This is a genomic window from Citrobacter sp. RHBSTW-00017, assembly GCF_013797615.1.
GTDB classification, from domain to species: domain Bacteria; phylum Pseudomonadota; class Gammaproteobacteria; order Enterobacterales; family Enterobacteriaceae; genus Citrobacter; species Citrobacter braakii.
The window spans coordinates 1138174-1153712 of sequence record NZ_CP056899.1 but is presented as its reverse complement, the minus strand read 5'-3'; the positions used below and the strand labels follow the sequence as shown (position 1 = coordinate 1153712).

Genomic DNA, 15539 nt, shown 5'->3' with positions numbered 1-15539 from the left:
GACAAGCCATACCCATTGTCTTTCACGCTGCATTACCACCCGAAATCCAATGGGTACAAAATTTATTACATACGCTCAAACAGGACCATTGATTCCAGGTGTCCAGTGTGCGGGAACATATCAAGCATCGCCAGTCGCCGTATGGCATATCCCGCGTTGAGCAAAGCGTCGCTGTCACGAGCCAGCGTTGCCGGGTTACAGGATACATAAACAACGCGTATAGGTTCTAATTTTATAATATGTTGCATCACACCTGCAGCCCCCGCACGCGCAGGATCGAGCAATACTTTGTCGAATCCGTTTTTCGCCCACGGCTGCCGGGTAACATCTTCCTCAAGGTTTTCATGAAAGAATGTCACATTGTGTAATCCGTTATTCAGCGCGTTTTCCCGGCCTTTTTCCACCAGCGCCGGTACCCCTTCCACCCCCACCACGTTTGCAGCCCGGGTTGCCAACGGCAGGGTAAAATTACCCATTCCACAGAACAGATCGAGAACGCGATCTTCAGGTTGCACATCCAGCCATTCGAGCGCACGGGCCACCATTTGTTGGTTTACCCCTTCATTGACCTGAATAAAATCACGCGGGCTGAAGGTTAACCGTAGTCCAATTGAGTCATACCAGGGCGACTCTTCTGATATTGATTCCAGTATCTCGCTTTGCGGGGCCAGAAACAAAGACAGCCCCTGAGAATGCGAAAAGCATTCCAGTTTTTCCTTATCCTGAACACTTAATGGCGCCGTGTGGCGCAAAATCATCAGGGTTCCGCTCCCCGCCTGCACCAGCTCGACATGACCAAGATGGCGTAACCCTTGCAGACTTTCCAGACACGCCCGGATGTGGGGCAAGAGCGCTTCAAGCTGGGGCACCAAAATAGGGCATTGTTTAACATCGATAATGTCGCTGGATGCGGATTTGCGAAACCCCATCTGCAATTTTTGTTCTTTTGGCCGATAGTTCAGGCTCAACCTGGCGCGACGACGATAGCCCCACGGGGTATCAGCTATAACATCCGACACTTCACATTTCATTAAACGCGACAACGCCGCGCTTTTGCTACGCTGCTGCAACGAGATGCTGGCATGCTGCTGCTGGCAGCCGCCGCACACGCCAAAATGCGGGCAACGTGGCACTTCACGCTGCGGACTGTCGTTTAAACGTCGTTTTACTTGCGCGCGGGCGAACTGTTTTTTATCTTCGGTAATCACCACCTCGGCGCTTTCCTGAGGTAGCAATTCCGGTATAAACAACGCCTTTCCGTTATGGCGAGCAACGCCCTGGCCGAAAGGATCAAGGTCATTGACGGTAACGGTTATGATCTGACGCGTCGTCACGCGTCGTTTTGCAGAGTAGAATTGCGCCATCGACGAGATATTTCTCTATTTAACAGTGTGACCCTAATTGTCCCATAACGGAACTCCATGACCAACTACAGCCTGCGCGCACGCATGATGATTCTGATCCTGGCCCCGACCGTCCTGATTGGTTTGCTGCTCAGTATCTTTTTTGTTGTGCATCGCTATAACGACTTGCAGCGTCAACTGGAAGATGCTGGCGCCAGCATCATTGAGCCACTCGCGGTCTCCAGCGAATATGGCATGAATCTGCAAAACAGAGAATCCATCGGCCAACTTATCAGCGTGCTGCATCGTCGCCATTCCGATATCGTGCGGGCAATTTCTGTCTATGACGAGAATAATCGGCTGTTTGTCACATCCAATTTTCATCTCGATCCGTCTGAAATGCAGCTGGCAACCGGTTCACCATTTCCCCGAAAGCTGAGCGTCACCCGGCTCGGGGATATCATGATCCTGCGAACGCCAATTATATCGGAAAGCTATTCGCCGGATGAATCTGCCGTCAGCGACGCCAAAAATACGGAAAATATGCTGGGGTATGTGGCGCTTGAACTGGACCTTAAGTCAGTAAGATTGCAGCAGTATAAAGAGATCTTTATCTCCAGCGTAATGATGTTGTTTTGTATCGGTATTGCGTTAATTTTTGGCTGGCGTCTGATGCGCGACGTGACTGGCCCGATTCGCAATATGGTAAATACCGTTGACCGAATACGTAGAGGACAGCTCGACAGCCGCGTCGAAGGTTTCATGTTGGGCGAGCTGGATATGCTCAAAAATGGCATCAACTCGATGGCGATGTCACTTGCGGCCTACCATGAAGAGATGCAGCACAACATCGACCAGGCCACCTCTGACCTGCGCGAAACGTTGGAGCAGATGGAAATCCAGAACGTCGAACTGGATCTGGCGAAGAAACGCGCCCAGGAAGCGGCGCGTATTAAGTCTGAGTTTCTGGCTAACATGTCGCATGAGCTGCGTACGCCGCTGAATGGCGTGATTGGCTTCACCCGCCTGACGCTTAAAACCGAGCTCAACACGACGCAGCGCGATCACCTGAATACGATTGAACGCTCGGCCAACAATCTGTTGGCCATCATCAATGATGTGCTCGACTTCTCCAAACTTGAGGCGGGCAAACTGATTCTGGAAAGCATCCCATTCCCGCTACGTAGCACGCTGGATGACGTCGTCACGCTGTTAGCGCACTCATCCCATGATAAAGGGCTTGAGCTGACGCTAAATATTAAGAATGACGTGCCGGACAACGTCATCGGGGACCCGCTGCGCTTACAGCAGGTAATCACTAATCTGGTTGGCAATGCCATCAAATTTACCGAAGGCGGCAATATCGACATTCTGGTCGAGAAACGCGCCCTCAGTAACACGAAAGTGCAAATTGAAGTGCAAATCCGCGATACCGGAATTGGCATCCCTGAGCGCGATCAGTCACGCCTGTTCCAGGCCTTCCGCCAGGCCGATGCCAGTATTTCCCGCCGCCACGGCGGGACCGGACTGGGCCTGGTCATTACGCAAAAGCTGGTCAATGAAATGGGCGGGGATATCTCCTTCCACAGCCAGCCGAACCGGGGCTCCACGTTCTGGTTCCATATCAGCCTCGATCTCAACCCTAACGTTCTCGTGGATCGCTCAACCACGCACTGTCTGGCCGGAAAGCGGCTGGCCTACGTTGAACCTAACGCCACAGCCGCGCAATGCACGTTAGATATCTTGAGTGAAACGCCGCTGGAGGTGATTTACAGCCCTTCATTCTCCGGGCTGCCGAAGGATCACTACGATATTCTGCTGCTTGGCATACCGGTCACTTTACGCGAACCGCTCACCATGCAGCATGAGCGGCTGGCAAGCGCAGCGGCGATGACCGACTTTTTGTTACTGGCTCTGCCTTGCCATGCGCAGATCAACGCTGAGAAATTAAAGCAGGGCGGCGCGGCGGCGTGCCTGTTGAAACCTCTAACCTCAACCCGCTTACTGCCAGCGTTGACAGAGTATTGTCAACTGAACCACAGCGCGGCTCCGCTACTGTTAGACGAGAGCAAAATTGCGATGACCGTCATGGCGGTGGACGACAACCCAGCGAACCTCAAGCTGATTGGCGCACTGCTGGAAGATAAAGTGCAGCACGTCGTGCTCTGCGACAGCGGACATCAGGCAGTGGATCGCGCCAAACAGATGCAGTTTGATCTCATCCTGATGGATATTCAGATGCCAGACATGGACGGTATTCGCGCCTGCGAACTGATCCACCAGCTTCCTCATCAACAACAGACGCCGGTCATTGCGGTCACCGCGCATGCCATGGCCGGGCAAAAAGAGAAGCTGCTCAGCGCCGGGATGAACGATTACCTGGCGAAGCCTATCGAAGAAGATAAGCTGCATAATCTGCTGTTACGCTACAAACCCGGCGCGAGCACATCGCTGAGGGCGCTCGCTGTTGAACCGGTCGTCAATCCGAATACCACACTCGACTGGCAACTGGCGTTAAGGCAAGCCGCCGGTAAAAACGATCTGGCGCGGGATATGCTGCAAATGCTGCTCGATTTTCTGCCCGAAGTGCGTAACAAAATTGAAGAACAGCTGGTAGGTGAAAACCCTGAAGGACTGGTGGATATGATCCATAAACTGCATGGCAGTTGCGGTTATAGCGGCGTTCCCCGCATGAAAAACCTGTGTCAGCTGATTGAGCAGCAATTACGTAGCGGGAGCAAAGAAGAAGAGCTGGAGCCTGAGTTTTTAGAGCTTCTGGATGAAATGGATAACGTTGCGCGCGAAGCGAAGAAGTTGTTAGGGTAAAGATCTGATTGCCGGATGACGACGCTCACGCGTCTTATCCGGCTTTCATGCCACATCATTCAACGTAATTGCTGACCCGCTTTCAGGGTCGCGGCCACGTTTCGCGCCGTCATTCGCACGTTCTCACTCGCGTTCTTCAGCGCCTCATCCAGTGTGCAAACGGTATAGATAACGCTAAAAACCGCATCCAGCCCATGCTCATGTACAACACCGACATCAGCCGTCAGGCTGCCAGCAATGCCGATAACCGGTTTGTTGTAACGCTTTGCCACCTTCGCCACGCCAACCGGAACCTTACCGTGAATGGTCTGGCTGTCGATACGTCCTTCACCCGTGACCACTAAATCCGCATCCGCAACGCAGTCGTCGAGGTGTAACGCATCCGTCACGACCTCAATACCGCAGCGTAACTGCGCACCGCAAAACGCATACAGTGCCGCCCCCATACCACCAGCCGCGCCACCACCCGCCAGTTCCAGCACGTTGACGTCCAGATCGCGGGCAATGAGTTGCGCATAATGCGTGAGCGCCCGATCAAGACGAAGAATCATCTCCGGCGTCGCCCCCTTTTGCGGACCGAAGACCGCAGAGGCCCCCTCTTCACCGGTCAACGGATTAGTCACATCGCAGGCCACTTCAATACGGCACGCGGCAAGACGCGGGTCTAGCTGAGAAATATCAATCCGGGCGAGTGATTCAAGGCCAGTCCCGCCATGAGCAATATCGTTATTTTGCGCATCCAGTAATTTTGCTCCCAGCGCTTGCACCATCCCGGCACCGCCATCATTGGTGGCGCTGCCGCCAATGCCGATAATGATATGTTCAACGCCCGCGTCCAGCGCATGACGGATTAGCTCCCCGGTTCCCCAGGAGGTCGTTTTCAGCGGATCGCGTAAACCTGCGGGAACCTGCTCCAGTCCGCTGGCGGCCGCCATTTCGATAAACGCCGAACGCTCATCCCCGGATAAACCATAAAATGCCTGAATCGTTTTACCCAGAGGGCCGGTAACATCAACATGCACAAGGTGGCCTTGCGTTGCGGCAACCATCGCTTCGACCGTTCCCTCACCGCCATCCGCGACCGGGATCTTCACGTAATTCGCCTCAGGCCAGATCTCACGAAATCCCAGCTCAATAGCCGTTGCCACTTCAAGCGCACTCAAACTTTCCTTATAGGAATCCGGTGCGATTACTATTTTCATAAAGCATCCTTACGCATGTTGACTGTGTTAAGCATACACCAGGAGAAAAACCGCCCCTTTGTGGGAGCGGTCCCAGTTCGCTTAGCGTACCATGCACGGACGCTTATTATCAAACGTCCAGTTCGGGATCAGATACTGCATTCCCATGGCATCATCGCGCGCTCCCAGTCCATGTTGCTGATACAGCTCGTGAGCTTTCATAACCTGATCCATATCCAGCTCCACGCCCAGACCCGGCTTCGCCGGTACCTGCACCATGCCACCTTTGATTTCAAACGGCTCTTTAGTCAGGCGTTGATTGCCTTCCTGCCAGATCCAGTGGGTATCGATAGCGGTAATTTTGCCCGGCGCCGCCGCCGCTACATGAGTAAACATCGCCAGCGAAATATCAAAGTGGTTGTTAGAGTGCGAGCCCCAGGTCAGCCCAAACTCATGGCACATCTGCGCAACGCGGACAGAACCCTGCATAGTCCAGAAGTGCGGATCCGCCAGCGGGATATCCACGGACTGCAACGACAGCGTATGTCCCATCTGACGCCAGTCAGTGGCGATCATGTTGGTGGCGGTCGGCAAACCGGTAGCACGACGGAATTCCGCCATGACTTCACGGCCTGAGAACCCCTGCTCGGCACCGCACGGATCTTCCGCATAAGCCAGTGATCCTTTCAGGTACTTACCAATTTTAATCGCTTCATTCAGCGACCACGCACCATTGGGATCGAGCGTGACGCGTGCCTGTGGAAAGCGTTTCGCCAGCGCCACAATAGATTCCGCTTCTTCTTCCCCGGCCAACACCCCGCCTTTCAGTTTGAAATCGTTGAAACCATATTTCTCATATGCGGCTTCCGCCAGGCGCACCACTGCATCCGGGGTCATCGCCTCTTCATGACGCAGGCGATACCAGTCGCATTTCTCATCCGGCTGGCTCTGATACGGCAGCGGCGTCGCGTTACGGTTACCGACGAAGAACAGGTAACCCAGCATTTCAACTTCGCTACGCTGCTGACCGTCGCCCAGCAGAGATGCGACGTTAACGCCCAGATGCTGACCCAGCAGATCCAACATGGCCGCTTCGATCCCGGTAACCACATGAATAGTGGTACGTAAATCGAAGGTCTGCAAACCACGGCCACCGGCATCACGCTCGGCAAAGGTATTGCGGACCGCATTCAGTACGTTTTTGTATTCACCTAACGTTTTGCCCACCACCAGCGGAATGGCATCTTCCAGGGTCTGACGAATTTTTTCGCCGCCGGGAATCTCACCCACGCCGGTATGACCGGAGTTATCTTTGATAATCACAATATTACGCGTGAAGAACGGAGCATGTGCGCCGCTCAGATTCATCAGCATGCTGTCATGGCCCGCAACCGGGATCACCTGCATCGCGGTTACGACTGGGGTAGTAAATTGTGCGCTCATAATTAAGTCCTTATTCAAAATTAGTGGCGGCCGAAAACGGGACGTTTACGGTCAAAAGTCCATCCAGGGATCAGATACTGCATCGGGCCTGCGTCATTACGCGCGCCGCCGGGCAGCGCTTTATAGGCTTCATGCGCTTTCTGTACCTGATCCCAGTCCAGTTCCACGCCCAGGCCGGGCGCGTCGGGTACCGCAATTTTTCCGTGTTTAATCTCCAGCGGATTTTTGGTCAGGCGGCAATCGCCCTCCTGCCAGATCCAGTGGGTGTCGATCGCCGTCGGGTTGCCCGGCGCAGCGGCACCGACGTGGGTGAACATCGCCAGGGAAATATCAAAATGATTGTTAGAGTGGCAGCCCCAGGTCAGTCCCCAGTCATCGCATAACTGTGCCACGCGCACCGCGCCGGAAAGGGTCCAGAAGTGCGGATCGGCCAGTGGAATATCTACCGAGTTGAGCATCACCGCATGGCCCATCTCACGCCAGTTGGTGGCTATCATATTCGTTGCTACCGGCAGACCGGTTGCACGGCGAAACTCGGCCATCACTTCGCGGCCGGAAAAACCCTGTTCTGCGCCGCACGGATCTTCGGCGTAGGTCAGAACATCGTTCAGCCCTTTACACAAGGAGATAGCTTCATCCAGCAGCCAGGCACCGTTAGGGTCAACCGTAATACGCGCATCCGGGAAGCATTGTTTCAACGCGCGAGCGGTGTCGATTTCCTGCTCGCCAGGCAGCACACCGCCTTTGAGTTTGAAATCTTTAAAGCCGTAGCGATCCTGCGAAGCCTGAGCCAGACGTACCACCGCCTCACTGTTCATCGCCTGTTGGTGACGCAGGTGATACCACTCATGGTTACCCGGCGTGCTATCCAGATACGGCAGATCGGTTTTACTGCGATCTCCCACGTAGAACAGATAGCCGAGCACGGTGACCGCATCGCGCTGCTTGCCTGGCCCTAACAGTTCGCAGACCGGCACGTTCAGCGCCTTGCCCAGCAGGTCGAGCAGTGCGGCTTCCAGCGCGGCCACCGCATTAACCCGCAGTTCAAAGGTCCAGGCACCTTTGCCAAAGGTGTCAAAATCAGCGGCCTGGTTGCCTTTATGCACCTGCTGAACTACCTTATTCAGGCGCGCGACTTCCTGACCCAACACTTGTGGAATCGCGTCCACCAGCGTCTGATAAATCACTTCACCGCCCGGCGCTTCACCGACGCCGGTATTTCCGGCGTTATCGGTGAGCACGACGATATTGCGGGTAAAGTATGCGTTATGCGCCCCGCCAATATTGAGTAGCATGCTGTCATGACCGGCCACCGGGATGACCTTCATATCGGTAATAATGGGACTCGATTGTGTTGTCATCATCATTGCCCTGCGACAGGTTTCAGTTCGATACGTTTAATATCACCTACCAGCACCAGATAGCTCACTACAGCAATCAGCGCATGCACCCCGACGTAAATCAACGCACCGTTAAACGAGCCAGTGGTACCTACGATGTAGCCGATAGCAATTGGCGTAACGATACCGGAGATGTTGCCAAACATATTGAACAGACCGCCGCTCAAACCGCTGATCTCTTTTGGCGCAGTATCGGCCATCACCGCCCATCCCAACGCACCGATACCTTTGCCGAAGAAGGCCAGCGCCATAAAGCCGATGATCATCCACTCCACGTTGACGTAGTTACAGAACACCATCACCATCGACAACAGCATACCCAGTACGATTGGCGTTTTACGGGCGATATTCAGCGAACCGGTACGGCGCATCAGCCAGTCGGAAATAATGCCGCCGAGCACGCCGCCTGCAAATCCGCAAATGGCTGGGACCGAGGCAACAAAACCAGCTTTCAAAATCGACATACCGCGTGCCTGTACCAGATAAACCGGGAACCAAGTGATAAAGAAATAGGTCAGCGCGTTTATGCAGTATTGGCCGATATAAATACCGATCATCATCCGTGAGCCCAGCAGTTGCTTGATCTGCCCCCACTTCACGCTGAACGGCACTTTGGCTTTGGCTGCCGCCTGATCCATATTGATCAGCGCTCCGCCTTCGGCAATGTAGTCCAGCTCTTTTTGGTTTACGCCCGGATGCTGGTTCGGTTCATGAATCACCTTCAGCCAGATAAAGCTGATAACAATCCCGAGACCGCCCATAAAGAAGAACACATGCGACCAGCCCACTTCGTGGGTCAACCAGCCCATGATTGGCGCGAAGATCACGGTGGCAAAGTACTGCGCCGAGTTAAAAATAGCGACCGCCGTGCCCCTTTCCTGCGCCGGGAACCACGCCGCCACAATACGACTGTTGCCAGGGAAGGATGGCGCTTCGGCTAACCCCACGAGGAAGCGCAGGGTAAACAGCGCAACGATAATGCCGAAGCCGCTGAAGATATCGACGAAGCCCTGCAGCAGGGTAAACATCGACCAGATAAAAATGGACCAGAAGTAAACACGTTTTGAACCGAAGCGGTCGAGCAGCCAGCCGCCGGGGATCTGACCGATAACATAGGCCCATGAAAAAGCGGAGAATACATACCCCATCCCTACCGCATCCAGACCAATATCTTTGGCCATCTCCGAGCCGGCGATGGATAAGGTGGCGCGATCGCCGTAGTTGAAGGATGTGACGATAAACAGCATCACCACTATCCAGTAGCGAGCGTTAGTGCGTTTTTCCGCGCTGCTCGCCGCCTGACTTAATGAACTCATTGTTGCACTCCTGAATCTTGGCTTTCGCCAGTTCATTCTGTACAGCACCTGTAGGGTGATCAGAATGAGAGGTTAGTGTGTGGCAGTTTTGGTACAGCTCAGGGCCGTTTTATTCTGACTCGCTGCCTTTTCGGGAACTGACGGGAAAAGTATATGAAGGAGTGCCTCTTACCCTCACCGTGCAAAAACACAACATTGTGGGAGGTGAATGAGGTTGTTTATGGCATAAGCCTAAGGGAATGGAAGATGCTTCACGAAATTGGCGTTTGGTGGGCGATTTGTTGCCGGGTAGCAACGCCTTACCCGGCCTACGATCCAAAAGAGAGTAACAGGCCCGTGCAAACAAAGCGCTGCCGGGCGAAAGGTTATTTAAGCAAGGTTCCCCAGTTTTCTACCCAGGGATTGGATTCGCTTTCCGGTTCAGGATGCTCGCTGGCGTCAATCAGCAGCATTTCCCCTACACGTTGGGCGCTTTGTTCCTGCAACAGTGCATCGAACTGCTTGCCGCCATTGCAGAAATTAACATAGCTACTGTCACCCAGCGCAATTACCCCGTAATGCAGATTTGGCTGGAAACCGAGATTATCTTTGATCCCCTGAAACAGCGGCACGATGCTATCCGGCAGATCGCCCTGCCCGGTCGTTGAGGTCACCACCAGCACATATTTTTCCTGATATGCCTGCCAGTCGCTGAGCTCGGGATCTTCGAACACCGTGGCTTTATGACCCTGCGCCGTCAAAATAGCTTCGGCCTCTTCGGCAACCAGCAACGCGTTTCCGTACATCGTGCCGACAAAAATTCCAATTTCCGCCATAACCGTAATCTCCTGGGACTTAAGAATCTATCTGCTCATCCTGACCTGACAGCCCGCTGAACTCAACCCTTTCATTCTCAGGGAGAAGTCCACGCCAGCCAAACTGTGATAGCGCCTGCATCCAGACATCATCCAGCCCGGCGCGAATAACCAGCGATTCGCCGGTAAAAGGATGAGTCAGCGTAAGCTGGCTGGCATGAAGCATCAAACGCTGACAGCTAAAATGCTCAGCGGCGCTGCGGTTTTGCCGCAAATCACCGTGCTTACTGTCGCCGATAATTGGATGGCGTAAGTGCGCCAGATGGCGTCTGAGCTGGTGTTTTCGACCGGTTTTAGGATCCAGTTCCACCAATCCGTAACGGGTCGTCGGATAACGCCCGGTCGCTACCGGCATCTCAACCGTCGCCAAACCGCGATAATGGGTGACAGCAGGCTGCGGGCCTTTATCATCACGGGCAAATTTATCGGCGATCTTATCCAGTTCTTCGACCAGCGGGTAATCCAGCACGGCATCATCCATCAGCCAACCACGCACAATCGCATGATAGCGTTTCTGAATTTGATGATGTTCAAATTGCTGGGACAGCAGCCGCCCGGCTTCGCTGGACAGTCCCATCAGCAGTACTCCGGAAGTCGGTCTGTCGAGTCGGTGGGCGGTAAAAACGTGCTGACCAATCTGGTCGCGTACCGTTTGCATCACCACCACTTTCTCATCCCGGTCGAGCCAACTGCGGTGAACCAACCAGCCCGAAGGTTTATTAACTGCGACCAGCCATTCGTCCTGATACAGAATCTCCAGCATCAGGCGTTATCACTTGTAAACAGTGCATCCAATTCCTGCAATGCCGTCAGGAGAATTTCGCGTTGCGGGTGATCGGCTGCCAACGCCATTTCGTAATACGGTGCGACGGCAAAAGCCTGCGGAAGCGGCTGAGCGTTATCAATCAGCGTATGCATGCGGGGAATCAATACCCATTGCAGCCACTCAACCGGCTCCATGGTATCCATACAAAAAGGCTGCGTGCTGGTAAAAAAATGCTCTGCAGGCTCATCCAACCGCCAGTGATTATGTTCACGCAGTAGCGCTTCAAGCGCGTGTAACTGCTGGCGCACACGGTCATGAGTCGTCATGAAATTAACCTCAATGATGAAAAATCTGGCGCGAAGAATAGCACTAGTGAAGGGAAATAAAAAAAGGGAGCACTGTAAAAACAGTGCTCCCGGTTCGTTTCGCAGCGTTCCAGCTACTTTTAGTGCTCCCTGCTCATCCGTGACAACTTTTCCTGTGGTCTTGCGACCTTGTTCATCCTGAACTTGTGCATCCTGCTCACATCACCCCGATGTGAAAACTTCATCCTGAAGTGTCCTGGCCATCCTGACCCGCCGAACATCCTGACCGGCTCTCATTCTCCATCCTAGAGGTGTCCCTTAACGCATCCAGCGCTTTCCGCTTTGCTTCATCCTGAAGCCTGTCCTTGTAACACCGTCCTGGTGTGTCCTGCCGAAGAGCCATCATCCTGATGTTCTCTTCCTTGTGCGACTCCTTGTCGACAGATATAGAATCGCCTGTTTCGCCTTGTCTTACAAGATGCTTACAGACACTCCCTTAAGATTATTTTCGTATGAAAGTTGACAATAAAACATTAACTTTATGAATAATAAGGAATAATTATTTTATCCGTTCATTAAGTCTTTACCTATTACCTGGCAATGTCCTACAGGGTTTGTAAGAGATCTCTCACAAGGTTCAGGGCAATCTGGATTACAGAACTGGCTTAAGCTGAGTGAGAAATTCCGCAAGTGAGTCCGCCAGCACCGTTCGTTTACGGGTTCCCAGCGTTTCTTTGCACACTTCACCGGAGAGATTGCACACCGAAATGACATCAAGCTCATTGTCCTGGGTGGCAATAAAAAGCGTAGGCGACAGCTTGAGGCGCTTTTGCGTAACCAGGTGACCAATCAGGTTTTCCTGAACGCGCCTGAAGTCGTCTTCGCTCCAGGTTTGCAGCAGCGTTAGCTTTTCATCCGCAAACTGCGCGTGCATGTCCCCGGCAAACTGGGTGGTGTAAAAAGCGTGAACGGCTGGTTGTATCACGATATCAAAGGCGCGTTCAACCGCATTGAGGTTTTTTTCGCCGACAAAAGGCTGAGGTTGCCAGAATACCGCATCGTCTGTGGAAGAAATGATGCACGGAGAAGGTACGCCATACAGCTCTTCGCTGAGGGGCCAACTGTTGTTTTTTTCGTACCATGCGTCGCAATAACGTGTCGTAAAGGCTGTCAACGCCTGCGCTGTCAATTCGTCCACTGATTTCTCTCTTCACAAAAGCCAGGATACACTTGTCGCATAGTGTATCTGGTTTATGACGGTGAAACATGTCCTCTTATGAAAATCATCAGGCGCTTGACGGCCTGACTCTCGGTAAATCAACAGATTACCGTGACAATTACGATGCCAGCCTGCTGCAGGGCGTTCCACGCAGCCTGAACCGCGACCCGCTGGATTTACAGGCCGATAATCTGCCTTTTCACGGTGCCGATATCTGGACGCTATATGAACTGTCATGGCTGAATGCCAACGGTTTACCGCAGGTAGCGGTCGGTCATGTAGAACTGGATTACACCAGCGTAAATCTGATCGAATCGAAAAGCTTTAAGCTTTACCTGAACAGTTTTAACCAGACGCGTTTTGATTCCTGGGATGCGGTACGCCAGACGCTGGAAAACGATCTGCGCGCTTGTGCTCAGGGTGATGTCAGCGTAGCGCTGTACCGTCTTGACGAACTGGAAGGACAACCGATAGCCCACTTTAACGGCACCTGTATCGACAATCAGGATATCGTCATCGATAACTACCAGTTCAGCACAGAGTATCTGGAAAATGCCGTTGGCGGTGAAAAAGCGGTGGAAGAGACGCTGGTCAGCCATCTGCTGAAGTCTAACTGCTTGATCACCCACCAGCCGGACTGGGGCTCCATACAGATTCAGTATCGCGGACGGAAAATCGATCGCGAGAAGCTGCTGCGTTATCTGGTCTCCTTCCGTCACCATAATGAGTTTCACGAGCAGTGCGTGGAACGCATTTTCAATGACATTCTGCGCTTCTGCCAACCGGAGAAACTGAGCGTTTACGCGCGCTACACGCGACGTGGCGGCCTGGACATTAACCCATGGCGTACCAACACCGATTTCACCCCAGCAACGGGGCGTCTGGTACGTCAGTAATCTTTTTTCTCAATTTTGCGTGCCGGATTCCGCGCGCAAGGTTGTGAAAGGTCATAAGCCAGGGCTATTGTAATCAACAGGGAATGACGTGTTGCGTCCCATAAGGAGTTTACTTGATTACACATATTAGCCCGCTTGGCTCAATGGACATGTTGTCGCAGCTGGAAGTCGATATGCTTAAACGCACGGCCAGCAGCGACCTGTATCAACTGTTTCGTAACTGTTCGCTTGCCGTTCTGAACTCCGGCAGTTTGACCGACAACAGCAAAGAGCTGCTGTCACGCTTTGAAAGTTTCGACATTAACGTGCTGCGCCGCGAACGGGGCGTAAAGCTGGAACTGATCAACCCGCCTGAAGATGCGTTTGTTGATGGACGCATTATTCGCGCACTGCAGGCCAACCTGTTTGCTGTGCTGCGCGACATTCTGTTCGTCAATGGCCAGATCCATAACGCCGGTCGCTTTCAGCATCTGGATCTCGAAAGCTCGGTGCATATTACCAACCTGGTATTCTCGATCCTGCGCAATGCCCGGGCGCTACACGTGGGTGAAGCGCCGAACATGGTCGTCTGCTGGGGGGGTCACTCAATCAACGAAAACGAGTACCTGTACGCCCGTCGCGTTGGTACCCAGTTGGGCCTGCGCGAACTGAACATCTGTACCGGCTGTGGTCCGGGGGCGATGGAAGCGCCAATGAAAGGCGCTGCGGTCGGTCACGCCCAGCAACGATACAAAGACAGCCGCTTTATCGGTATGACCGAACCGTCAATCATTGCCGCTGAGCCGCCTAACCCGCTGGTTAACGAACTGATCATCATGCCGGACATTGAAAAACGTCTGGAAGCGTTCGTGCGTATCGCCCACGGTATAATCATCTTCCCAGGCGGCGTAGGGACAGCAGAAGAGCTGCTGTATCTGCTGGGGATCCTGATGAACCCGGCCAACAAAGATCAGGTTTTACCGCTGATCCTGACTGGACCAAAAGAGAGCGCCGATTACTTCCGCGTGCTGGACGAATTTATCGTGCACACACTGGGGGAAGATGCGCGTCGCCACTATCGCATTATCATAGACGATGCAGCAGAAGTGGCTCGTCTGATGAAAAAAGCGATGCCGCTGGTGAAAGAGAACCGCCGTGACACCGGTGATGCCTACAGCTTTAACTGGTCTATTCGTATTGCGCCTGATTTACAGATGCCATTCGAGCCGTCCCATGAAAACATGGCTAACCTGAAGCTGTACCCGGATCAACCCGTGGAAGTACTGGCGGCAGACCTGCGCCGTGCGTTCTCGGGGATTGTAGCCGGTAACGTGAAGGAAGTCGGGATCCGCGCCATCGAAGAGTTTGGCCCGTACAAAATCCACGGTGACCGCGAAATGATGCGCCGCATGGATGATCTCCTGCAGGGCTTTGTTGCACAGCATCGTATGAAGTTACCAGGCTCCGCGTATATCCCTTGCTACGAGATTTGCGCCTAACCTCCAACAGCCGCCAGCAGACGCTATCGCGGTGACAGTTTTGTCCATATCAAAGCCGGGTTTGGCGCATCAGCCTCCCGGCTTTTTTTAGTGATACCAGTCACATAGCTCAGACAATCATATAAATACCGATGATGTTTCATTAAAAATAGCGCGCTACGCAAACGATTACCTTTAAAACCCAACCGTGATTTATCTTAGGAAATTATTATTAGTCGCCAAAATCCTCTAAAAACAACAGTTTTTACAGCGTAACGCTCGTATCTTCGCGCCTTCGCTTTCATGATATATGTCGTTAATGTTAGCCTTCGCGCCCGTAAATTCGCTTTGACTATTTTTTAACAGATTAATGGTCCAAATTTATCCACATAAAAGGTGGATTATTGCATTTGGGATCGCGATCACTGATACATTCATTACTAAAATGTATCTTTCCGCCCGCAAATTATTACGGCGAAAAATTATATAAAAAATCGCTCAACGAATTTCGATTTACAGTCGGGTATTTTCTC

12 protein-coding genes are annotated in these 15539 nt (G+C 52.9%); 3 read left to right on the top strand and 9 right to left on the bottom strand.

Annotation, left to right across the window (positions count from 1 at the left end; genetic code table 11):
- Positions 1-65 precede the first annotated feature (65 nt).
- Positions 66-1364: a 23S rRNA (uracil(1939)-C(5))-methyltransferase RlmD gene (gene rlmD / locus HV037_RS05610; RefSeq protein WP_103284168.1), complete on the bottom strand. Its 1299-nt coding sequence runs from the start codon at positions 1362-1364 to the stop codon at positions 66-68.
- A 57-nt stretch (positions 1365-1421) separates the two neighbouring features.
- Between rlmD and barA the strand changes: the two genes are divergently transcribed.
- The gene (barA, locus tag HV037_RS05605; protein WP_016154237.1) at positions 1422-4169 is read left to right on the top strand and encodes a two-component sensor histidine kinase BarA; all 2748 of its coding nucleotides are present in this window, start codon (positions 1422-1424) and stop codon (positions 4167-4169) included.
- A gap of 59 nt (positions 4170-4228) precedes the next feature.
- Here the strand turns inward: barA and HV037_RS05600 are convergent, their stop codons facing one another.
- The 8 genes from HV037_RS05600 to syd all read right to left on the bottom strand — a co-directional run bounded on the left by HV037_RS05600 (position 4229) and on the right by syd (position 12632).
- Positions 4229-5371 (bottom strand): glycerate kinase, encoded by a 1143-nt coding sequence (locus tag HV037_RS05600; RefSeq protein ID WP_016154238.1) that lies wholly within the window; start codon positions 5369-5371, stop codon positions 4229-4231.
- Positions 5372-5452: 81 nt separating this feature from the next.
- Positions 5453-6793, bottom strand: coding sequence for a glucarate dehydratase (gudD, locus tag HV037_RS05595; RefSeq protein WP_103284169.1), 1341 nt, complete (start codon positions 6791-6793; stop codon positions 5453-5455).
- A gap of 20 nt (positions 6794-6813) precedes the next feature.
- Complete coding sequence (locus tag HV037_RS05590; RefSeq protein WP_029139643.1) at positions 6814-8154, bottom strand: enolase C-terminal domain-like protein; 1341 nt, start codon at positions 8152-8154, stop codon at positions 6814-6816.
- 2 nt (positions 8155-8156) lie between these two features.
- On the bottom strand, positions 8157-9509 hold the full coding sequence (gene gudP, locus HV037_RS05585) for a galactarate/glucarate/glycerate transporter GudP (RefSeq protein ID WP_016154241.1): 1353 nt from the start codon (positions 9507-9509) through the stop codon (positions 8157-8159).
- Positions 9510-9874: 365 nt separating this feature from the next.
- Positions 9875-10324: a flavodoxin gene (locus HV037_RS05580; RefSeq protein WP_016154242.1), complete on the bottom strand. Its 450-nt coding sequence runs from the start codon at positions 10322-10324 to the stop codon at positions 9875-9877.
- Between the two features lie 19 nt (positions 10325-10343).
- On the bottom strand, positions 10344-11126 hold the full coding sequence (gene truC, locus HV037_RS05575) for a tRNA pseudouridine(65) synthase TruC (protein ID WP_103284170.1): 783 nt from the start codon (positions 11124-11126) through the stop codon (positions 10344-10346).
- On the bottom strand, positions 11126-11455 hold the full coding sequence (locus tag HV037_RS05570) for a YqcC family protein (protein ID WP_103284171.1): 330 nt from the start codon (positions 11453-11455) through the stop codon (positions 11126-11128). The genes truC and HV037_RS05570 overlap by 1 nt, the downstream gene beginning before the upstream one ends.
- 631 nt (positions 11456-12086) lie before the next feature.
- Positions 12087-12632 (bottom strand): SecY-interacting protein, encoded by a 546-nt coding sequence (gene syd, locus HV037_RS05565; protein ID WP_016157357.1) that lies wholly within the window; start codon positions 12630-12632, stop codon positions 12087-12089.
- A gap of 68 nt (positions 12633-12700) precedes the next feature.
- Here syd and queF point away from each other — a divergent pair, with 68 nt between their 5' ends.
- Both queF and ppnN read left to right on the top strand, forming a co-directional pair.
- Complete coding sequence (queF, locus tag HV037_RS05560) at positions 12701-13549, top strand: NADPH-dependent 7-cyano-7-deazaguanine reductase QueF (protein ID WP_016154246.1); 849 nt, start codon at positions 12701-12703, stop codon at positions 13547-13549.
- A gap of 113 nt (positions 13550-13662) precedes the next feature.
- Entirely contained in the window at positions 13663-15027 is a 1365-nt protein-coding gene (gene ppnN / locus HV037_RS05555; protein WP_003840366.1) for a nucleotide 5'-monophosphate nucleosidase PpnN, read from the top strand.
- Positions 15028-15539: the final 512 nt, after the last annotated feature.